The 20,607-nt window shown below is 75.3% G+C and carries 16 protein-coding genes and 1 pseudogene; 7 read left to right on the top strand and 10 right to left on the bottom strand.

Translation table 11 applies throughout. The annotated features are described in order from the left end of the window. Positions 1-154: 154 nt before the first annotated feature. Positions 155-640 (top strand): GNAT family N-acetyltransferase, encoded by a 486-nt coding sequence (locus AC5L34_RS27040; protein WP_494827561.1) that lies wholly within the window; start codon positions 155-157, stop codon positions 638-640. Positions 641-702: 62 nt separating this feature from the next. Here the strand turns inward: AC5L34_RS27040 and AC5L34_RS27045 are convergent, their stop codons facing one another. Together AC5L34_RS27045 and AC5L34_RS27050 are read right to left on the bottom strand one after the other, a co-directional pair. Continuing rightward, complete coding sequence (locus AC5L34_RS27045; RefSeq protein ID WP_494827562.1) at positions 703-1,548, bottom strand: siderophore-interacting protein; 846 nt, start codon at positions 1,546-1,548, stop codon at positions 703-705. Then, positions 1,545-2,582 carry an ABC transporter substrate-binding protein gene (locus AC5L34_RS27050; RefSeq protein WP_494827564.1) on the bottom strand — a complete coding sequence of 346 codons (1,038 nt, stop codon included), beginning with the start codon at positions 2,580-2,582 and terminating at the stop codon, positions 1,545-1,547. Before AC5L34_RS27050 ends, AC5L34_RS27045 begins: the two co-directional genes overlap by 4 nt. 90 nt (positions 2,583-2,672) lie before the next feature. Here AC5L34_RS27050 and AC5L34_RS27055 point away from each other — a divergent pair, with 90 nt between their 5' ends. The 4 genes from AC5L34_RS27055 (at position 2,673) to AC5L34_RS27070 (ending at position 6,304) form a co-directional block, all read left to right on the top strand. Further along, positions 2,673-3,749: a FecCD family ABC transporter permease gene (locus AC5L34_RS27055; protein WP_494827595.1), complete on the top strand. Its 1,077-nt coding sequence runs from the start codon at positions 2,673-2,675 to the stop codon at positions 3,747-3,749. Continuing rightward, positions 3,746-4,774 (top strand): FecCD family ABC transporter permease, encoded by a 1,029-nt coding sequence (locus AC5L34_RS27060; protein WP_494827566.1) that lies wholly within the window; start codon positions 3,746-3,748, stop codon positions 4,772-4,774. The genes AC5L34_RS27055 and AC5L34_RS27060 overlap by 4 nt, the downstream gene beginning before the upstream one ends. A gap of 47 nt (positions 4,775-4,821) precedes the next feature. Next, on the top strand, positions 4,822-5,649 hold the full coding sequence (locus AC5L34_RS27065) for an ABC transporter ATP-binding protein (RefSeq protein ID WP_441177870.1): 828 nt from the start codon (positions 4,822-4,824) through the stop codon (positions 5,647-5,649). 88 nt (positions 5,650-5,737) lie between these two features. After that, positions 5,738-6,304, top strand: coding sequence for a GNAT family N-acetyltransferase (locus AC5L34_RS27070; RefSeq protein WP_441177869.1), 567 nt, complete (start codon positions 5,738-5,740; stop codon positions 6,302-6,304). Between the two features lie 73 nt (positions 6,305-6,377). Here the strand turns inward: AC5L34_RS27070 and AC5L34_RS27075 are convergent, their stop codons facing one another. Further along, the gene (locus AC5L34_RS27075) at positions 6,378-10,880 is read right to left on the bottom strand and encodes a HAMP domain-containing protein (protein WP_494827596.1); all 4,503 of its coding nucleotides are present in this window, start codon (positions 10,878-10,880) and stop codon (positions 6,378-6,380) included. A gap of 353 nt (positions 10,881-11,233) precedes the next feature. Here AC5L34_RS27075 and AC5L34_RS27080 point away from each other — a divergent pair, with 353 nt between their 5' ends. Beyond that, positions 11,234-12,349 carry an FUSC family protein gene (locus AC5L34_RS27080; protein WP_494827568.1) on the top strand — a complete coding sequence of 372 codons (1,116 nt, stop codon included), beginning with the start codon at positions 11,234-11,236 and terminating at the stop codon, positions 12,347-12,349. On the opposite strand, the gene AC5L34_RS27085 is transcribed toward AC5L34_RS27080, so the two are convergent. Genes AC5L34_RS27085 through AC5L34_RS27115 form a run of 7 tightly spaced genes read right to left on the bottom strand, consistent with a single transcriptional unit; the run spans position 12,316 to position 17,904 of the window. Beyond that, complete coding sequence (locus tag AC5L34_RS27085) at positions 12,316-13,008, bottom strand: RibD family protein (RefSeq protein WP_494827570.1); 693 nt, start codon at positions 13,006-13,008, stop codon at positions 12,316-12,318. The genes AC5L34_RS27080 and AC5L34_RS27085 overlap by 34 nt on opposite strands. Further along, complete coding sequence (locus AC5L34_RS27090) at positions 13,001-13,657, bottom strand: GTP cyclohydrolase II (RefSeq protein WP_494827572.1); 657 nt, start codon at positions 13,655-13,657, stop codon at positions 13,001-13,003. Before AC5L34_RS27090 ends, AC5L34_RS27085 begins: the two co-directional genes overlap by 8 nt. Before the next feature lie 11 nt (positions 13,658-13,668). After that, positions 13,669-14,604, bottom strand: coding sequence for a lysylphosphatidylglycerol synthase domain-containing protein (locus AC5L34_RS27095; protein WP_494827574.1), 936 nt, complete (start codon positions 14,602-14,604; stop codon positions 13,669-13,671). A gap of 58 nt (positions 14,605-14,662) precedes the next feature. Continuing rightward, positions 14,663-15,487, bottom strand: coding sequence for an SAM-dependent methyltransferase (locus tag AC5L34_RS27100; RefSeq protein WP_494827575.1), 825 nt, complete (start codon positions 15,485-15,487; stop codon positions 14,663-14,665). Next, positions 15,484-16,521, bottom strand: a complete 1,038-nt coding sequence (locus AC5L34_RS27105; protein WP_494827577.1) for a glycosyltransferase family 4 protein — start codon at positions 16,519-16,521, stop codon at positions 15,484-15,486. The genes AC5L34_RS27100 and AC5L34_RS27105 overlap by 4 nt, the downstream gene beginning before the upstream one ends. Next, positions 16,522-16,920, bottom strand: a complete 399-nt coding sequence (locus AC5L34_RS27110) for a 6-pyruvoyl trahydropterin synthase family protein (protein ID WP_494827579.1) — start codon at positions 16,918-16,920, stop codon at positions 16,522-16,524. Positions 16,921-16,923: 3 nt separating this feature from the next. After that, complete coding sequence (locus tag AC5L34_RS27115) at positions 16,924-17,904, bottom strand: zinc-dependent alcohol dehydrogenase (RefSeq protein WP_441177861.1); 981 nt, start codon at positions 17,902-17,904, stop codon at positions 16,924-16,926. Between the two features lie 56 nt (positions 17,905-17,960). Here AC5L34_RS27115 and AC5L34_RS27120 point away from each other — a divergent pair. Beyond that, positions 17,961-20,541, top strand: a pseudogene (locus tag AC5L34_RS27120) (CDP-alcohol phosphatidyltransferase family protein). The last annotated feature ends 66 nt before the right edge of the window (positions 20,542-20,607 follow it).

Genomic DNA, 20,607 nt, shown 5'->3' on the forward strand with positions numbered 1-20,607 from the left:
GCACGACGTGGGCTCGGTGCCGGCGACCGACAACCCCCCGGCCCGTCCACCCGCGTGTCAGACCCGGGCTTGCACCTCAACAAGCTATCGGATCTGCCGCGATCCGCGCGTAAATGCTTCGCCGCCGTGCCGTGGCGCCCCTAGCATCCGCCGGGTGTTGATCCGCGAGTTCCAGGAGCCCGACTGGCCCCAGGTGTGGCCGATCGTCCACGAGGTGGTCCGGGCGCGGGAGACCTTCCCCTACGACCCGGAGCTGACCGCCGAGCAGGCGTACGGCATGTGGGTGGAGGCCGCGCCCGGGCGGACGGTGGTCGCGGTCGACGGCGACGCGGTGCTGGGCACCGCGAAGATGGGCACCAACCGCCCCGGGCCGGGCTCGCACGTCGCCACCGCGAGCTTCATGGTGGCGCGCGCGGCGCGGGGGCGCGGCGTGGGGACCGCGCTGTGCCGGCACGCCGTCGACTGGGCCCGCGAGCGGGGGTACGCCGGCATGCAGTTCAACGCGGTCGTGGCGAGCAACGTCACCGCCATGGAGCTGTACCGGCGGGAGGGGTTCGCCGTGGTGGGCACCGTGCCCGGCGCGTTCCGCCATCCCACCCTCGGTCGGGTGGGCCTGCACGTCATGTACCGGGAGTTCTGACCGGCACGACCGACGCCGGATCCCACCCCGGCGGGGCGGGATCCGGCACGCGACGGCGTCGGTCAGGCGGCGGCCTTGACGGCGGCCTCGGCGCGCAGGTCCTCCTCGGAGGCGCCCCGGCGCCAGTAGCCGGAGAAGGTGACGTGGCGACGGTCCAGGCCGCGCTCGCCCACGAGGTGCCGGCGCACCGAGCGCACCATCGAGGACTCGCCGGCGATCCAGGCGTACGGGGTGGCGGTGGGCAGCCGGGCGGCGCGCACCGCGTCGGCCAGCAGGGTGCTGCCGGGGGCGGTGGCGCCCCGCACGAGCCAGCGCACCTCGGCCCGCGCCTCGGTGGGCAGCTCCTGGATGTCCCCCGCGTCGGGGACCTCGATCCAGGCCCGCACCGGGGTGCCGGCCGGCAGCCAGGCCAGGATGCCGGCGGCGGCCGGCAGCCCCGTCTCGTCGGCCACCAGCAGGACCGAGTCGGTGCCGACCGGCGGGCGGAAGCAGACGCTGCGGTTGTCGTGCACGGCGGGGCCGAGCAGCACCACCCGGTCGCCCGGCAGGGCGTGCCGCGCCCAGCGGGAGGCGGGGCCGGTGTCGCCGTGGCTGACGAAGTCGATGTCCACCTCGGCCAGCTCGGGCCGCTGCTCCCGGATGGTGTACGAGCGCATCACCGCGCGCACGTCGGGGTCCATGGCCCGGTAGGCGCCGAACCAGTCCTCCCCCGCCGCGACGGGCAGCACCGGCTCCGGCTGGCCGGGGTGCGGCAGAAACAGCGAGACGCTCTGGTCCCGGCCGCCGCCAGCGAAGTCGGCCAGCTCGGGGCCGCCGAACGTGACCCGGACCAGGGACGCGCCGACACGGCGGGCGCCGACGACCTGCGCGGCGAAGAGGCGGTACTGCACGGCGACGGCGGTGGTCACGAGGTGACCTTCTTCGCGCCCTTGATGGCGGTGGCCAGGTTCTCCAGCAGCGGCGCCGCGCCGGCGTACGAGAAGCGGGGCACCGCGTCCCAGGCGGCGACCTGGTTGGCCTTGACCGCCGGCAGCTGCTGCCAGGTCGGCTTGGCGGCCAGGTCCTTGGGCTGAAGGGCGGTGCTGCGGTTGTCGAGCAGGAGCAGGTCGGCCGGGAACTTGCCCGCGTTCTCCCAGCTCAGCGCCTCGAAGTAGTCGCCGGCCTCCAGCTTGGTGGGGACGACGATGTCGACGCCCAGCTCGGCGAAGTACATCAGGTCGGTGCTGACCTTGGGGTTGGAGGCGTAGAACAGGTCGGGGCTGCCGGAGCAGGCGAGCACCTTGATGCCCGGGTTCGCCTTGACCGCCTGGCGGACCGACTCGGCGGCGGCCTCGAAGCGGACCTTGGCGTCGGTGACCTTCTTGGCGGACAGGTCGGCGCCGAGGGACTCGGCGAGCTGCGCGTACCGCTCGATCGGCTTGGTCATCGGCACCCGGGCGGTGGTGACGGTGACGGTGGGGGCCAGCGGGAGGATCTTGCCCTTGCTCTCGTCCGGCACGTACCAGAAGGCGCCCGGGTCGTACATGTGGGTGACGAGCAGTTCGGGCCGCAGGGCGGCGTACTTCTCCAGGTTGAACTCGCCCCAGACGTTGCCGAGGATCTCCACGGACTCGACGTCGAGGTCGCCCGCCTGCGGGTCCTTGCTGCCGTCGGAGCGCTTCGTCTCGCCGAACACCCCGACGATCTGCTTGTCGATCCCGAAGTCGACCAGCGCGGCGGCGACCCCCGTGAAGGCGACCACCCGAGTCGGCCGGGCGGGGGCGCTCACCTTCTCGTTACGGTCGTCCGTGAACGACCACGGCCCTTCGGAGCCCTTGGCGGCGGGGGTGGCGGAGTCCTCGTCCCCGCCGCAGCCGGCGAGCAGGGCTGCCAGGGTGGCGGCGCCACCGGCGGCGAGCAGGCCCCGGCGGGAGAGGCGGCGGGCGGACACGGGATGCGGCATGGCGGTGTCTTTCGATCAGGGTCGGGCGAATGACCATGGACAGCGGGGTTAGGTTAACCTAACCTAAACGGCTGTCAAGTCCCGTTCGGAATTCCGCACCAATCGGAGCCCACACTGTCCGCCACCCTCTCCCCCCGCGTCGGCGCCCCGCCGGCACCGCCGGCCGTACGCCGGCCCGGCCGGGCCGCGCCGCGCGCCGCCGGGCTCGCGGCGTCGGTGCTGCTGCTCGCGGTCGTCGCGGTGCTCAGCATCGCCGTGGGCGCCAAACAGCTCCCCCTCACCGACGTGTGGCAGGGCCTGCTGGACCGCGACGCCGCCGAGTACGCCGTCGTGCACCGGATGCGACTGCCGCGTACGCTGCTCGGCCTGCTCGCCGGGGCGGCGCTCGGCGTCGCCGGCGCGGTCATGCAGGCGCTGACCCGCAACCCCCTCGCCGACCCCGGCCTGCTCGGCATCAACGCCGGCGCCGCGGCGGCGGTGGCCACCGGGGCGCTGCTGTTCGGCATCGGCGGCGTCGGCGGGCAGGTGTGGTTCGCGCTGCTCGGCGCGGCTGCCGTCACCGCCGCCGTGTACGCGGTCGGCGGCGGGCGCGGGGCCACCCCCGCCCGGCTGGCCCTGGCCGGCGCGGCGCTCAACGCCACCCTCTACTCGTACGTCAGCGCGGTGATGCTGATGGACACGGCGTCGCTGGAGCGGCTGCGGTTCTGGACGGTCGGCTCGCTGGCCAGCGCCGAACCGTCGACCGTCCGCACGGTCGCGCCGTTCATGGCGGCGGGCCTGCTGGTCGCCCTGGCCGTCGCCCGACCGCTCAACGCCCTCGCCCTCGGCGACGACGCGGCGCGCGCCCTCGGCGCCCGGCCCGCCGTCGTCCGGGGCGCGGTCATCGCGGCGATCACGCTGCTCTGCGGCGCCGCCACCGCCGCCTGCGGGCCGATCGTCTTCGTCGGGTTGCTGGTGCCGCACCTGGTGCGCGCGCTCACCGGGCCGGACCTGCGCTGGCTGCTGCCGTACTGCGCGGTGCTGGCGCCCGCGCTGCTGCTCGGCGCCGACGTGCTGGGCCGGGTGCTGAGCCGCCCGGGCGAGCTCCAGGTCGGGCTCGTCACCGCCGTGGCGGGCGGACCGCTCTTCCTCTGGCTGGTGCTGCGCGGGCGGGTGGCCCACCCGTGATCACACTTCGTGTCCGCGACGGACTGTCGCTGCGGCTGCGTCCCCGCGCCATCGCCGTCGGCGTCACCTGCGTGCTGCTGGCCCTGGCGCTGAGCGTGCTCGCCATCGGCAGCGGCGACTACCCGATGAGTTCCGCCGACGTGCTGCGTACCCTCACCGGCCAGGGCACCCCGGCCGAGGAGTTCATCGTCACCGAGCTGCGGCTGCCCCGGGTGGTCACCGCGCTCTGCGTCGGCGCCGCGCTGGCGTTGGCCGGCGCCGTCTTCCAGTCGCTGGTGCGCAACCCGCTGGGCAGCCCCGACATGCTCGGCTTCACCCAGGGCGCGGCGACCGGGGCGCTCGTCGTGGTGGTGCTCGGCGGCAGCAGCCTGGCGCTGGCCTCGTCGGCGGTGGTCGGCGGGCTGGTCACCGGCGCGCTGGTCTACGGGCTGTCCTGGCGGCGCGGCGTGCACGGCTACCGGCTGATCCTGGTCGGCATCGGCACCATGGCGATCCTCACCGGCGTCAACGGCTGGCTGCTCACCCGGGCCCCGCTGATGGACGCCGCCCGCGCCGTGCTCTGGCTCACCGGCAGCCTCGACGGGCGCGGCTGGTCGAACGCGCTGCCGCTGCTGATCGCGCTCGGGGTGCTGGTGCCGCTCATGCTGGCCGGCTACGGGCCGGCGATGCGGCTGGTCGAGATGGGCGACGACACCGCCGCCGCCCTCGGCGTACGCGTGGAGCGGCTGCGCCTGGTCGTGCTGGCGGCGGCGGTGCTGCTGGTCTCCCTCGCGGCGGCCGCCGCGGGGCCGGTGAACTTCGTGGCCCTCACCGCGCCGCACCTCGCGCGGCGGCTGACCCGGGCCCCGGGGCCGAACCTGCTGCCCTCGGCGGCCGTCGGGGCGGTCCTCCTGGTCGGCGCCGACCAGCTCGCCCTGCGGGCCTTCCCCGGGCACCAGCTGCCGGTCGGCGTGGTGACCGGCGTGCTCGGCGGCGCCTACCTGGTCTGGCTGCTGGCCACCGAGCGCCGGGCCGGCCGGCTGTGACCGGGCCCGGCCGACGGCCCACCCATGACGAGAACGGAGCACCGAGCATGCAGTCCCGGCTGAGCGGCACCGCGATGACCCTCGCCTACGAGCGGCGGACCATCGCGCAGGACCTGAGCGTCGCCGTGCCCGACCGCTCCTTCACGGTCATCATCGGCCCCAACGCCTGCGGCAAGTCGACCCTGCTGCGGGCCCTGTCCCGGCTGCTGAAGCCGACCGCCGGGGCGGTGCTGCTCGACGGCGAGGACATCCACCGGCAGCCGGCCCGCGCCGTGGCGCGCACCCTCGGCCTGCTGCCGCAGACGTCCGTCGCGCCGGACGGCATCGGCGTCGCCGAACTCGTCGCCCGCGGCCGGTACCCGCACCAGGGGCTGCTGCGGCAGTGGTCGCGCGAGGACGAGCGGGTGGTCACCGAGTCGATGGCCGCCACGGGCGTCGCCGACCTGGCCGACCGACCGGTCGACGAGCTCTCCGGCGGGCAGCGGCAGCGGGTGTGGATCGCGATGGCGCTGGCCCAGCAGACCCCCCTGCTGCTGCTCGACGAGCCGACCACCTACCTGGACATCGCCCACCAGATCGAGGTCCTCGACCTCTGCGCCCGGCTACACGAGGAGCAGGGCCGCACGCTGGTCGCCGTGCTGCACGACCTCAACCACGCCGCCCGCTACGCGACGCACCTCATCGCGATGCGCGAGGGGCGGGTGGTGGCCGCCGGCGCGCCCCGGGAGGTGGTCACCGCCGAGCTGGTCGGGGAGGTCTTCGGGCTGCCCTGCCGCGTGATCGACGACCCGGAGTCCGGCACCCCCCTGGTGGTTCCGGCCGCCCGCCGCCGGGCCGGCGCGAGCGCTCCGCCGGTCGCCGTCGCCAGCGGCTGACGGGCGTACGCGGCGTCGGCGCGGCCGGCGCCGCGCCGGGGGTCGACCTACTCGCGCATCGACCGGAATCACCGTACGGTGGCACACGATGCGTGATCTCGCCAGCACCTACCGCCAGGACGTCGACGGCTTCGGCCGGGTGACGATCCGCCCCCTCGACCCCGACACCGACATCGACCTCGTCCACTCCTGGGTCAGCCAGGAACGCGCCCGGTTCTGGGGCATGCGCGACGCCGGTCGGGAGCGCGTCGAGGAGATCTACCGCTACCTCGACTCGCTGCCCACCCACCACGCCTGGCTGACGCACCGCGACGGGACGCCCGTCGCGCTGTTCCAGACCTACGAGCCGGCCGCCGACCCGGTCGGCGAGTGCTATCCGGTCCAGCCCGGCGACCACGGGGCCCACCTGCTGATCGGTCCGCCCGACGCGGTCGAGCGGGGCTTCACGGGCACCCTGCTGCGCGTGTTCCTCGACTTCGTCTTCGCCGACCCGCGACACCGGCGCGTCGTGATGGAGCCGGACGCGCGCAACGAGAAGGCGGTCGACCGGCTCCTGCGCACCGGCTTCGTCGCCGGGCCGCTGATCGACCTGAACGGCAAGCGGGCCCGGCTGCTCTTCCTCGACCGGGAGACCTTCGAGGCCGGCCGGTCCTGAACGTGCGCCGACCGGTGCTCCCCCGGCGGTCGCCCGCCCGGGGAGCACCGCGAAGCGTCCGCCCGGGCAGGCCTCAGCCGTGCAGCCAGCGGTGGATGCACTGCAACAGGTCGGCGGCGTCGACCGGCTTCGTGACGTAGTCGCTGGCGCCGGAGGAGATGCTCTTCTCCCGGTCGCCGTGCATCGCCTTCGCGGTCACCGCGATGATCGGCAGGTCGGCGTAGCGGGGCATGGCGCGGATCGCCGCCGTCGCGGCGTAGCCGTCCATCTCCGGCATCATGACGTCCATCAGCACGAGGTCGATGTCGTCGTGGCGCATCAGCGTCTCGATGCCCTGCCGGCCGTTCTCCGCGTAGACCACGTCGAGCCCGTGCAGCTCCAGGATGTTGGTCAGCGCGAAGACGTTGCGCGCGTCGTCGTCCACCACCAGCACCTTGCGGCCGGCCAGCTCGCCGGGCAGGGCGTCGACGGCGGGCCGGACGTCGGGCAGCACCGGGGCGAACGGCAGCACCCGCTCCGGGGTCACCGCCGTCAGGTGCAAAGCGATCCGCTCGCGCAGGTCGTCCAGGCTGCGCAGGATCTCCAGCGGCCGCTCGTGGGCCAGCGCCTGCAACAGGGCCTGCGAGCCGGACGGCAACGGGTGCCCGTGGTACGCCAGCACGGGCACCCCGCGCAGCGCCGGATCGTCGTGCAGCGCCTTGATCAGGGTCGTACCGCCGTCGTCGGGCAGGTCGAGCTGGAGCACCAGGACGTGGTGCCGCCCGCCGGCGAGCGCCTCGACGGCCGAGGGAACGTCCACGGCGGTGCAGACCTCCACCGGCGGGTGCGCGTCACCGAGGTCCGCCGCGACACCCTGCGCGAGCAGCGTCAGCAGCCCCTTGTCGTGGCGTTCCAGCACCAGCATCCGACGCGCCTCGCCCGGCTGGAGCGTCACGGCCGGCGGCAGCGTGGCCGGCGGCGCCCAGGGCAGCGCGCCGGCCCGGCCGGGTGCCGCGAACGGGCCGGCCGGGCGGTCCGCGGCCGTCGCGTCGCCGGTCGCGGCGGGCACCGGCCCGACGGGCAGGTAGAGGGTGAACGTGCTGCCCCGCCCGAGCACGCTGCGCGCCTGGATCCGGCCGCCGAGCAGGTGGGCGATCTCCCGGCTGATGGACAGCCCGAGGCCCGTGCCCCCGTAGCGCCGGCTGGTCGTGCCGTCGGCCTGCTGGAAGGCGTCGAAGATGGCGGTCAGGTGCTGCTCGGCGATGCCGATGCCGGTGTCGATCACCCGGAACGCGATGACGGTGTCGGTCTCGGCGAGGCCCTCGGGCAGCTCCCCCGGCGCGGCCCGCTCGATGCGCAGCCGCACCCGCCCCTTCTCGGTGAACTTCACCGCGTTGGAGACCAGGTTGCGCAGCACCTGCCGCAGCCGCTGCTCGTCGGTGTGCAGCTCCGTCGGCACGCCCGGCCCCGTGCTGATCTCCAGCTCCAGGCCCCGGGGCGTGGTCAGCGGCCGGAACGTCGCGTCGACGTAGTCGCGCAGCGCGGCCAGCTCGAAGGTCTCCGGGTTGATGTCCATCTTCCCGGCCTCCACCTTGGACAGGTCGAGGATGTCGTTGATGAGCTGGAGCAGGTCGGTGCCGGCCGAGTGGATGACCGTGGCGTACTCGACCTGCTTGGGGGTCAGGTTGCGGTTCGGGTTCTGCGCGAGCAGCTGGGCGAGGATGAGCAGCGAGTTCAGCGGCGTACGCAGCTCGTGGCTCATGTTGGCGAGGAACTCCGACTTGTACTTGGAGGCGAGCGCGAGCTGCTGGGCGCGGGTCTCCAGCTCCTGGCGGGCCTGCTCGATCTCGGAGTTCTTCGTCTCGATGTCGTGGTTCTGCCGGGCCAGCAGGGCCGCCTTGTCCTCCAGTTCGGCGTTGGAGCGCTGGAGTTCCTCCGAGCGGGCCTGCAACTCCTCCGAGCGGGCCTGCAACTCCGCGGCGAGGCGCTGCGACTCGGTGAGCAGCACGTCGGTACGGGCGTTGGCGACGATGGTGTTGACGTTGACGCCGATGGTCTCGGTCAGCTGGTCGAGGAAGTCGCGCTGCACCTCGGTGAAGCGGCTCATGCTGGCCAGCTCGATGACCCCGAGCACCTGGTCCTCGAAGAGGATCGGCAGCACCACCAGGTGCAGCGGGGCGGCGGCGCCGAGGCTGGAGGAGACCGTGACGTAGTCGGCCGGTACGGCGTCCACCACGATGGCCCGCTTGCTCACCGCGGCCTGCCCGACGAGGGAGTCGCCGAGGGCATACCGGCGGCCGGAGGTGTCGTGCCCGTACCCGCCCACCACCCGCAGGCCGGCCCGGTCCGGGCCGTCGTCGACCAGCAGGAAGGTGCCGAGCTGCGCGGAGACCAGCGGGGCCAGCTCGTTCATCACCAGGCCGGCGACCACGTCCAGGTCGCGGTGGCCCTGCATGAGGCCCGAGATGCGGGCCAGGTTCGTCTTGAGCCAGTCCTGTTCCTGGTTGGTCCGGGTGGTCTCGCGCAGCGACTCCACCATCGAGTTGATGTTGTCCTTCAGCTCGCCGACCTCGCCGGGGGCGTCCACGGTGATGGAGCGGGTCAGGTCGCCGGTGGCCACGGCGCTGGTCACCTCGGCGATGGCGCGCACCTGGCGGGTGAGGTTCCCGGCCAGCTCGTTGACGTTCTCGGTGAGCCGCTTCCAGGTGCCGGAGACGCCCTCCACCTCGGCCTGCCCGCCGAGGCGGCCCTCGCTGCCGACCTCCCGGGCCACCCGGGTCACCTCGGCCGCGAACGACGAGAGCTGGTCCACCATCGTGTTGATGGTGGTCTTGAGTTCCAGGATCTCGCCGCGCGCGTCGACGTCGATCTTCCTGGTCAGGTCGCCCTGGGCCACCGCGGTGGTCACCTGGGCGATGTTGCGTACCTGGCCGGTGAGGTTGTTCGCCATCGAGTTGACGTTGTCGGTGAGGTCCTTCCAGGTGCCGGCCACGTTCGGCACCCGGGCCTGGCCGCCGAGGCGGCCCTCGGTGCCGACCTCGCGGGCCACCCGCGTCACCTCGTCGGCGAAGGCGCCGAGCGTGCCGACCATCGTGTTAATCGTCTGGGCGAGCACGGCCACCTCGCCCTTGGCCTCCACGGTGATCTGCCGGCTCAGGTCGCCCTGCGCGACGGCGGTGGCGACCAGCGCGATCGAGCGCACCTGGTTGGTGAGGTTGTTGGCCATCTCGTTGACGTTGTCGGTGAGGTCCTTCCAGGTGCCGGCCACGTTGGACACCCGGGCCTGACCGCCGAGGCGGCCCTCGGTGCCGACCTCCCGGGCCACCCGCGTCACCTCGTCGGCGAACGCCGAGAGCTGGTCGACCATCGTGTTGATGGTCTCCTTCAACGCCAGGATCTCGCCGCGCGCGTCGACGCGGATCTTCTGGGTCAGGTCGCCCTTCGCCACGGCGGTGGTCACCTCGGCGATGCTGCGTACCTGGGCGGTGAGGTTGTCCGCCATGACGTTGACCGACTCGGTCAGGTCCTTCCAGGTGCCGGAGACGCCCTTGACGTCGGCCTGGCCGCCGAGGCGACCCTCGGTGCCGACCTCCCGGGCCACCCGCGTCACCTCGTCGGCGAACGACGACAACTGGTCCACCATCGTGTTGATGGTGTTCTTCAGCTCCAGGATCTCGCCGTGGGCGGTGACGGTGATCTTCTGCGACAGGTCCCCCCGGGCCACCGCCGTGGCCACCTGGGCGATGCTGCGCACCTGGTCGGTGAGGTTGACCGCCATCGAGTTCACCGAGTCGGTGAGGTCGCGCCAGGTGCCGGCGACGCCGCTGACCTGCGCCTGACCGCCGAGCCGCCCGTCGGTGCCGACCTCCCGGGCCACCCGCGTCACCTCGTCGGCGAACGACGACAACTGGTCCACCATCGTGTTGATCGTGCTCTTGAGCTCCAGGATCTCGCCCCGGGCGTCGACGGTGATCTTCTGCGACAGGTCGCCCCGGGCCACGGCGGTCGTGACCTGGGCGATGTTGCGTACCTGGCTGGTCAGGTTGCCGGCCATGAAGTTCACCGAGTCGGTGAGGTCGCGCCAGGTGCCGGCCACCCCGGGCACCTCGGCCTGGCCGCCGAGGCGGCCCTCGCTGCCGACCTCCCGGGCCACCCGCGTCACCTCGTCGGCGAACGACGACAACTGGTCCACCATCGTGTTGATGGTGATCTTCAACTCCAGGATCTCGCCGCGCACGTCCACGGTGATCTTCTGCGACAGGTCGCCCCGGGCCACCGCCGTGGCAACCTCGGCGATGTCGCGCACCTGATCGGTCAGGTTGCCCGCCATGGCGTTGACGGAGTCGGTGAGGTCCTTCCAGGTGCCCGACACCCCGGGCACCTCGGCCTGGCCGCCGAGCTGGCCCTCGGTGCCCACCTCCCGGGCCACCCGCGTCACCTCGGAGGTGAACAGCGACAGCTGGTCCACCATGCCGTTGAAGACGGTGGCGATCTCCCCGAGCAGGCCGTCGGCGTCCTCCGGCAGGCGGGTGCCGAAGTCACCGTCGCGCACCGCCGTCAGGCCGGCCAGCAGTTGCCGCAGCCCCGGGTCGGCCATCGCCGCGGCGCCACCGGCCGTCGGGTTGCGCCGCGACGCCGTCTTCTCGACCACCACAACCACCTCGCGCAGCAGCCGGGGGCCCGCCCGCCGGCACAACATCGACCGCGCAAGTATGCACAGCCCGCCCGCCGCCCGCGCGCGCACCGCCGCCGGGCCACGGCTGGCCCGCCGCGGCGCGGTGACCAGCACGGTTACCGAACGCCCGGCGCGGGTAGAGGCGACGCTCGAACCGGTGTGACCGGGACGGGGACTCGCCGGGCGGTCCTCCACGCCGGCCCGGCGAGCGGGTCCGGTGTGGAGCCCGCCCCGCCGGAAAAGGGGTACGGACGGTGCGGCAGTGGTGGCGGGGCGTGGGTGGGCGGATCCGGCACGACGGCAGGTCGGTGGTCGAGCTGACGCTCGCCGCGACCGTCGCCTGGATGCTCGCCGCGCGGGTGATCGGTCACCCGGACCCGTTCTTCGCGCCCACGGCCGCGTTGGTCGTCCTGGGCGAGGCGCGGGGGCGGCGGGTCCGGCAGACGGTGGAGATCCTGCTCGGGGTCGCGGCCGGCGTGCTCGTCGCCGAACTGCTCGTGTACGCGCTCGGCCCCGGCACCGGCACCGTCTTCCTGGTGCTGACGCTGACCACCGGCCTGATGGTGGCGATCGGGGCGCGCACCACCCTCGTGGTGCAGGCGGCGGTCTCCGCCATGTACCTGGTGGCGGTCGCCGCGCCCAGCGGCACGCTGATGCCCTTCCGGTTCGTCGACGCGCTGATCGGCGGCGCGGTCGCCCTGGCCGCGAGCCAGCTCCTGGCGGCCCGCGACCCCCTCGCTCCGCTGGTCGGCCAGGCCCGGCAGAGCTTCGCCGACCTGGCCGACGTGCTCGACGAGCTCGACGGCGCGCTCGCCCGCTGCGACGAGACCGCCGCCCGGGCGGCGCTGGAGCGGGCCCGGGAACTGGACGACTGCGTCGACCAGCTGCGCACGGCGGTCCGGGCCACCGGGGAGACGTTGCGGTTCCACGTCCGCCGGCGGCGGCACGTCGGGCAGGTGCGCGACGTGGAGGCGACCACCCGGCAGCTGGACTACGCCGTCCGCAACGTCCGGGTGCTGGTCCGCGCCGGGGTGACGCTGACCCGGCTGTGCGCCGGGACGCCGCCGGAGCTGGGCGACGCGCTGCCCGCCCTGGCCGCCGCCGTACGCGCCGCGGGCGAGGCGGTGGCGACCGACCTCACCGGCGAGGACGCCGACCGCCACGCGGCGCGCGCCGACGAGGCGGCCATGACCGCGGTCCGGGTCGCCGGTCGACTGCTCGCGGCCGACCCGGCGCTGCCCGTCACGATGATCGTCGGCCAGATCCGGGCGACCGCCATCGACCTGCTGCGCGGCGTCGGCCGCGACGACGTCGCCGTGTTGGAGCGGGTGGACGAGGCGCTCGGGGTGGTGCCCGCTCAGCCCGCGTCGCAGCGCTCCGACAACGCGTAGCGGACCAGCACCACGTCGCCGATCTGGCGGGTCTCCGCCACCCGGGCCCGGTGGCCGGGATGCCAGGGGAAGCTGCCGTCGCCGACGAACCTCGGAGCCCGCCCGTCGCCGACGAAGAACGGGGCCAGCACCAGGTGCAGTTCGTCGGCGAGGCCGGCGGTGAGGAACTGCCCGAGCACGTTCGCCCCGCCCTCCACCATCAGCCGGTCGACGCCCCGGGCCGCGAGGTCCGCCAGCGCCCACGCCGGGTCCACCGGTTCGCCCGCGTCCACCACGGTGGCCCGGCCGGCCAGCCGCTCCCCCGTCTTCTCCACCGCGGGCGTGGCACAGTAGACGATCCGCTCGGCGTCGCCGGTGGTGAAGAAGCGGGCCGCCGGATCCAGGTCGCCACAGCCGGTCACCGTCACCTTGGTCGGTGAGGCGGGCAGGCCCCGCGCCACGCGTTCGGCGCGCCGCCGCGCGGAACGGACCAGTAGCCGGGGATCGTCGCGGCGGACCGTGCCCGCGCCGACCAGGATCGCGTCGCAGCCGGCCCGCACCTCGTCGACCCGGTCCAGGTCGGCCTCGTTGGACAGCAGCAGCCGCTGCCCGCTGGCGTCGTCGAGGTAGCCGTCGAGTGACGTCGCACAGCTGAGCAGGACGTACGGGCGCTCAGTCACGGACGAAGGGCAGGTCGAGGGCGTGCCCGCCACGCCCGGCCTTCGCCGCCAGGTAGCCGGCGTTCGCGCCCGACAGGTACACCCCGGTGGGTACGCGCTCGGCGACGGCGACCCCGAGCCGGGTCAGCTGCGCGGCCTTGTCCGGGTTGTTGCTGAGCAGGGCGACCCGGTCCACGCCCAGCGCGGCGAGCATCTGCGCGGCCACCGTGTAGTCGCGTTCGTCGGGCCGGCGCCCCAGCGCCAGGTTCGCCTCGTAGGTGTCCAGCCCCGCGTCCTGCAACGCGTACGCGTCGAGCTTGGCGTACAGGCCGATGCCGCGTCCCTCCTGCCGCAGGTAGAGCAGGTAGCCGCCGGCGGCAGCGACGCGTTCGACCGCCTCCCGCAACTGTGGGCCGCAGTCGCAGCGCCGGCTGCCGAACACGTCCCCGGTCAGGCACTCGCTGTGCGGGCGCACCAGCGGCGGCCTCGGGGGTGCCGCGTCAGCGTCGACGGGGCCGGTCCGGTCGCCGAGGCCGAACGCGAGGTGTTCCCGGCCGTCGACGAGACCGTCGAAGGAGAACACCCGGGCGGTGGCACGGTATCCGTCGGGGAACCGCAGCGGCACCGTGACCTGCGTGCGGACGGCGGCGGCGGGCGGGGCTTCGGACATCGGGCTCCTCGTCAGACGGTGTCGGCGGGCACACGGGCACGGCGGACCAGCAGGACGGCGGCGCCAGGCAGGCTCGCGGCGAGCACCAGGGCCCCGTACACCGTGGCGGTGGCGACGCCCTCGGCGGCGCCCAGGCCGGCGGCGCCGAACGCCCACGCCGCCACGCCCTCGCGGGGACCGAAGCCGGCCACGTTCGCCGGCACCCCCATGGCCAGCAGCGCCAGCAGCGTCAGCGGCACCAGCAGGGCCAGCGGCGCGGTGGAGCCGGCGGTGCGCGCGGCCAGCACGAAGGTGGCCAGGTGGCCGGCGACGGCCACGGTGGAGGCCACGACCACGCCCAGCCAGGCGCGGCGGCCGAGCAGCCCGGCCCGGACGTCGGCCGCCGCCGCGCGCGCCGCACGCGCCCACCGCGACGCGCCGGTGGTGGGCAGCGCGCGGGCCAGCAGGACGACGCCCAGCCCGGCCGCCGCCAGCAGCCCCGCCACCGCCGGCAGGTGGGGCCGCACCGGCGACGGGAAGACGGCGAGCACGACCACCGCCACGACGGCCAGCACGACCTGCCCGGCGGCGCGTTCCCACACCACCGCGCGCACACCCCGGCCGACGTCGCCGACGTCGCGGCCGTGCCGCACCGCCCGGTGCACGTCGCCGAGCACACCGCCGGGAAGCGTCGCGTTCAGGAACACCGCGCGGTAGCAGTGCGCGACCGCCGTCGGCAGCGGCAGCCGTACGCCCAGCCCGCCCGCCACGAGGCTCCACCGCCAGGCGCAGCAGCCCGTGGTGAGCGCTCCGATGCCGACGGCGGCGGCCAGCGCCGGGGCGTCGATCAGGCGCAGCCCGGCGAGGAACGGGCCGGTGCCGAGCCAGCCCAGCAGGACGGCCAGCAGTCCCCCGCCGCCGACCAGCCGTGCCCACGGCCAGAACCGGCGCGTCGTGCCCGCCGCCATCCCGGTCCTCCCCCGACGATCGCCCCGCCCATCGGCACGCACGGGCGGGGCGTGCGGTTCACCCACCGCCGGCCAGCAGGTCGAGGTGGTCGACCAGCACGTCCAGCCGGCCGGCGGCGATCTCGGCGCGGCGCCGGCGGGCGTACGACCGGGTCGGGCCGGTCAGCTCGGGCCGCTGTGCGCAGGCGGCGTCGAGCCAGCCGGTGAACCACTCGCCGACCAGCTCCGCCTGCTGCGGGCCGAGCCGCCACGGGCTGGGCCGCACGAGCACGTCGAGGCCGTGCCGGGCGAAGGCCGCCGCGCAGGCGCGAACGGCGTCCGGCCCGAGCAGGGCCCGTCCGTCGACCGTACGACGCTGGTGGTCGTTGAACGCGGCGGCGATCCGCCCGTCCCACGGGTCCGCCGGGGTGAGCCGCACCCGGCCGGTCACCGACAGGGCCAGCAGGGTCGGGCGGCCGGCGGCGGCACAGGCCGCCACGAGCCGCTCGATCTCCTGCGCGGTGAGCATGTCCAGCAGGGCGGACGCGGTGACCAGCGACGCGTCGGACAGGTCGGCGGCGGTCAACCGGGTGAGGTCGCCGGCGCGGGCACCGGCGGTGACCGGGGCGCCGTCACCGGCGGCGGCGGGCATCCCGGCGGCCGCGCGGGCGAGCAGGTCGGCGTCGCGGTCGTGCAGGATCCAGTGCTGCGGGCCGGGCAGCAGCGGCGCCAGCCAGCGACCCATGGAGCCGGTGCCGGCGCCGAGGTCGTGCACGACGAGCGGCCCGGCGCCGGCCAGCCGGCAACGCACGACATCCACCAGGTCCACGGCGCGGGCCGCCGCGTCGGCGGGCTCCCGCAGCGCCAGCCAGGCCGCGAAGTGCGGCGGCAACTGCCCGGTCATGCCGCCATCACCCCGGCCAGCACCGCGCCCGCGACGGTCGCGGGCACGGCCCAGTCGTCGAGCGTCTGCCGCCGCGCCCGCGCCGCCCGCCGCAGCGCCCGGCGCAGGGCGGGCTCGCCGAGCCAGCGCCGCAGCGCGCCGGCCAGGGCCGTCGGGTCGTCGGGCGGTACGAGCAGGCCCGGCGCCGCCCCGCCGGGCGCGCGGCCCAGCGCCTCGGGCAGCCCGCCGGCCGCCGTGGCCAGCACCGGCACGCCCCGCGCGAGGGCCTCGGTGACCACCATGCCGTACGTCTCCCGGCGCGAGGGCAGCACCAGCAGGTCGGCAGCGGCGTACGCGGCGTCCAGGGCCGCCCCGGTGCGGGGGCCGACCAGGCGCACCCGGTCGGCGAGCCCGCGCCCGCCGACCCGCCGGCGCAGGGCCGCCACGAACCCCGGGTCCCGGGTCAGCGGCCCCACGCAGACGCAGCTCCAGGGCGGGTCGGCGACGGTCGACAGCGCCTCCACCAGCACGTCGTGGCCCTTGTGCGGGGTGAGGGCGGCGACGCAGAGCAGGTTCCCCCCGGCCGGTGACCCTGGCGCGGGCGGGGCCGGGTCCACGCCGGGCCGGGCGACGTGCACCCGGTCGGGCGGCAGCGCGTACCGGTCCAGCAGGCGCCGCCGGGTCCACTCGCTGGTGGTGACGACCGCGACGGCAACGGACAGGGCGGCGGCCTCGGCGTCGTGCTCCAGCGGCAGGTGCACGAGGACGACAACGCGCAGCCGCCGGGCGTGCGGGGTCAGCACCTCCGGCACGCACGAGGCCACCAGCCCGTCGAGCAGGACGGGCGAGGCGTCGGGCAGCGCCGCGAGCACTTCGGCGAGCCCGGCGCGCGCGGCCCGGTCGGGGTGGGGCCAGTCGCCGGGCACGGCGTGCTCGCGGACCGTCCAGCCGGCCGCCGCGAGGCCCCGGCAGAGCCGGCGGTCGTAGCCGTTGCCGCCGCTCGGCTCGGCCGGGTCGTCGATGTCGTTCGGCAGCACGACGTGCACCGTCGCCATTCACAGCGACCGTTCGTAGCTGGCCCAGGCGACGTGCGACTCGTGCAGCGTGACGGTGATGCCGGCCAGGGCGCGGGCGCCCGCGCCGAGGTCACCGGCGCGTACCCGCTCGGCCAGGCGGTCGGCGACCGCGCGGGCCAGCACCTCGGTGGTGGTGTTCACCCCGGCGAAGGCCGGCTCGTCGTCGAGGTTGCGGTAGGTCAGTCCCCCGAGCACGGCCCTGAGCTGGGCGGTGGCCAGCCCGATGTCGACCACCACGCCGTCGGCGTCGAGGTCCCGGCGGCGGAACGTGGCGTCGACGACGAACGTGGCCCCGTGCAGGCGCTGCGCCGGGCCGAACACCTCGCCCCGGAAGCTGTGAGCGATCATCATGTGGTCTCGGACGGTCACGCTGAACACGGGTCACTCTCCGTCGTAGGTGATGAGGTGGCACAGGGCGGGGAGGCTACCGGCGGTCAGCCGGGCCAGCACGTCGGGCAGCTCCGCGAAGCGGGACCCGCCGGTGAGCAGCGCGTCGAAGGCGGGATCGGCGAGCAGGTCCAGGGCGAGCCCGAGCCGGTCGGCGAAGCTGCGGCTGTCCCGCCGGGCCGGCGCCACGGCGCCCACCTGGCTGGCGCGTACGGTCAACCGGCCGGAGTGGAACGCCCCGCCCAGCGCCAGCGCGACGGTGCGGTCGCCGTACCAGCTCAGCTCCACCACGGTGCCCTCCGGCCGGAGCAGTTCCAGGGAGCGTTGCAGACCGGCGGCCGTCGCGCTGGCGTGCACCACGAGGTCCCGTCCGCCGGTCGCCCCCTGCGGCAGCGCGAACCCGACGCCGAGTGCGGCGGCCACCTCCGCCCGGGTCGGGTCGGTGTCGACCAGCTCCACCCGTACGCCGGGGAAGCGGGCCAGCAGCGCCGCCACGCAGCAGCCCACCATGCCGGCGCCGACCACGCTCACCCGGTCGCCGACCAGGGGCGCGGCGTCCCACAGGGCGTTCACCGCCGTCTCCACCGTCCCGGCGAGCACCGCGCGGGCGGGCGGCACCGCGTCGGGCACGGGCACCACCGCCTCGGCCGGTACGACGTACGCGCTCTGGTGCGGGTGCAGGCAGAACACGGTCCGGCCGCGCAGCTCGGCGGGGCCCTGCTCGACCACTCCCACGTTGAGGTAGCCGTACTTCACCGGCCCCGGGAAGTCGCCCTCTTGGAACGGGGCGCGCATCGCCGCGTACTGGTCGGCGGGAACCCGGCCGGCGAAGACGAGCGTCTCCGTGCCGCGGCTGACCCCGGAGTACCGGCTGCGCACGAGCACCTCACCCGGGCCGGGGGCGGCCAGCGGCACCGACCGGATCTCCCCTCTGCCGGGCGTACGCAGCCAGAAGGCGCGCGCCTCACCGGTCACCGGCTCCTCCTCACCCGTGTCCGCAGCGAACCGAACGGCGGTGTTTCCCGTAGTTCCTGTCGGAAGTCGTCGACCATAGACACGGAGGCACGGTGCCCACGGTTCGAAAAGGCCCGGCGATCGGGTTGATCGTCCAGATTGTCCTGTTGGCGGGGCTGGCCGCGACGGTCGGCCTCGGCCCGGCGGGCTGGCTCGCCGGGGGCGCGTACGGGGCGGTGCTGTGCCTGACCCTCGACCGGGGGCTGCGCGGGTCGGGCTCGCACGCCCTGGGGCCCGCCGACCGGGTGACCCTGGCCCGGGCGCTCCTCGTCGGCGCCGTGACGGCGCTGACCGGCGACGCGCTCGTTTCGGCCGGCGTCGACCGGCCCGCTCCGGCCGGGACGCTGGTCGCCCTGACCGCCGTGGCGCTGGCCCTCGACGCCGTGGACGGGTACGTGGCCCGGCGTACCGGCACCGCCAGCGCGCTGGGGGCCCGCTTCGACATGGAGGTCGACGCGTTCCTCATCCTCGTCCTCGGGGCGGCCGTCGCGCCGGCCGTGGGCGTCTGGGTGCTCGCCCTCGGCGCCATGCGGTACGCGTTCGTCGCCGCCGGGTGGGTGCTGCCCTGGCTGCGCCGGCCGCTGCCGGCGCGGTACTGGCGCAAGGTCGTCGCGGCGGCGCAGGGCGTGCTGCTGCTGGTCGCGGCGGCCGGGGTGCTGCCCGGGCCGGGCGACGCGCTGGTGCTGGCGGTCGCGCTGGCCCTGCTCGTCGAGTCGTTCGGCCGCGACGTCGCGTGGCTGTGGCGGCACCGCTCCGCGGGGGCGGCGCCGCCGGCCGTCGCGCACCGCCGGGTCCGGCCCGCGCCGGTAAGCCCCGACCTCGCCGCCGCCCGTGACTGACCCGACGTCGCCGCCGCCGGTGACCCACCCGAACCCGCCGCGCGAAGCCGAACCGAACCCGCCGCGCGGGGCCGAACCGAACCCGCCGCGCGGGGCCGGACCGAGCCCGTCGCCGGACGGGCGTGGCCGGCCGGCTGTCGGGATGCGCGGCCGTGCTCCCGACGCAGCGGACGGGCGGCGACCGGGTACGGCGTGGGCGGGGACCGCACTGGCCGCCCTGCTCGTGCTGGCCGCCCTGACGGCGCCCCACCAGCCCGCCCAACTCACGCCCGGCGCATTCGTGCGGGTACCCCTCGAAGGGCTGCTCGTCGTCGCCCTGCTGCTCGCCCTGCCGACACGCGCGCGGCGGCCGGTGGCGGCGCTCGCCGGCGCGTCGCTCGGGTTGCTGGCCGTGCTGAAGCTGGCCGACCTCGGCTTCCTCGCGACGCTCGGCCGCCCCTTCGACCTCGTGCTCGACTGGGCCCTGCTCGACGACGCGCTCGGGTTCCTCACCGACTCGGTGGGCCGGGCGGGCGCCGCCGGCGCGGTCGTCGTAACCGTGCTGCTGCTCGCCGCCCTGCTCCTCGCGACGACGCGGTCGGTGCTGCGGCTGGCCCCGCTGCTCGCCCGGCACCGTGCGGCCACCCGGCGTACCGTCGCGGCGCTGGTGGTCGTCTGGCTGGCCTGCGCCGCGTTCGGCGTGCGGGTGTCCCCGGGCGTGCCGGTTGCCGACGTCGCCGCGACCGACCTGGTCGGCGCCCACGCGCTCCAGGTGCGCGCCCGGCTGCGCGACCGGGAGGTCTTCGCGGCCCAGGTCGGCGACGACGCGTTCCGGGACACGTCCGGCGAGCGCCTGCTGGGCGCGCTGCGCGGCAAGGACGTGGTGGTCGCCTTCGTGGAGAGCTACGGGCGCGACGCGGTGCAGGACCCGGAGTACGCCCCTGGCGTGGGTGCCGTGCTGGCCGACGGGGACCGCCGGCTGCGGGCGGCCGGCTTCGCCTCCCGCAGCGGATACCTCACCTCACCGACCACCGGCGGCGGAAGCTGGCTGGCCCACGCGACGCTGCTGTCCGGGATGTGGGTCGACAACGACCAGCGGCACCGCAGCCTGCTGGCCAGCGACCGGTTGACGCTGGGCGGCGCCTTCGGGCGGGCCGGGTGGCGCACCGTCGGCGTGATGCCGGCCGCCAACCGCCCCTGGCCGGAGGGGGCCTTCTTCGGCTACCAGCGCTTCTACGACGGCCGCAGCCTCGGCTACCGGGGACCGAAGTTCGGCTACGCGCCGATGCCCGACCAGTACACACTGGCGGCCTTCGAGCGCCTGGAACGCGCACGGGCGGACCGCGCCCCGGTGATGGCCGAGATCGCGCTGGTGTCCAGCCACTCCCCCTGGACGAGGATCCCGCGCCTCGTCGACTGGGCCGAACTCGGCGACGGGACCGTCTTCCACGACGCGAGCACCGGCAACCCGTCGTCGCAGCCGCGCGCCGGCTACCGCCGGTCCGTCGAGTACTCGCTGTCCACCCTCGTGTCCTACCTGGAGACCCACGGCGACGACGACCTGGTGCTGGTCTTCCTCGGCGACCACCAGCCCGCCCCGGTCGTCACCGGTGCCGGGGCGGGCCGGGACGTCCCGGTCACCGTCGTCACCCGGGACCCGGCGGTGCTCGACCGGATCTCGGGCTGGGGCTGGGACGAGGGCCTCCGGCCGGGTCCGCGCGCACCGGTCTGGCCGATGGACGCCTTCCGCGACCGGTTCCTCGCCGCCTTCAGCGGCTGACCCGCCGGACCCGCACCGGTGGTCGGCCACCGTCCGCGCGCCGACGGCAGGCGTCCGAACGGCCGA

It is taken from the genome of Micromonospora sp. ZG13 (genome assembly GCF_059359355.1).

What these genes read in the sequence shown, in the direction of transcription:
- AC5L34_RS27100 (WP_494827575.1), bottom strand. Translation starts at nt 15,487, where the DNA reads ATGACCGGGCAGTTGCCGCCGCACTTCGCGGCCTGGCTGGCGCTGCGG.
- AC5L34_RS27050 (WP_494827564.1), bottom strand. Translation starts at nt 2,582, where the DNA reads ATGCCGCATCCCGTGTCCGCCCGCCGCCTCTCCCGCCGGGGCCTGCTC.
- AC5L34_RS27065 (WP_441177870.1), top strand. Translation starts at nt 4,822, where the DNA reads ATGCAGTCCCGGCTGAGCGGCACCGCGATGACCCTCGCCTACGAGCGG.
- AC5L34_RS27075 (WP_494827596.1), bottom strand. Translation starts at nt 10,880, where the DNA reads ATGGCCGACCCGGGGCTGCGGCAACTGCTGGCCGGCCTGACGGCGGTG.
- AC5L34_RS27095 (WP_494827574.1), bottom strand. Translation starts at nt 14,604, where the DNA reads ATGGCGGCGGGCACGACGCGCCGGTTCTGGCCGTGGGCACGGCTGGTC.
- AC5L34_RS27105 (WP_494827577.1), bottom strand. Translation starts at nt 16,521, where the DNA reads ATGGCGACGGTGCACGTCGTGCTGCCGAACGACATCGACGACCCGGCC.
- AC5L34_RS27070 (WP_441177869.1), top strand. Translation starts at nt 5,738, where the DNA reads ATGCGTGATCTCGCCAGCACCTACCGCCAGGACGTCGACGGCTTCGGC.
- AC5L34_RS27090 (WP_494827572.1), bottom strand. Translation starts at nt 13,657, where the DNA reads ATGTCCGAAGCCCCGCCCGCCGCCGCCGTCCGCACGCAGGTCACGGTG.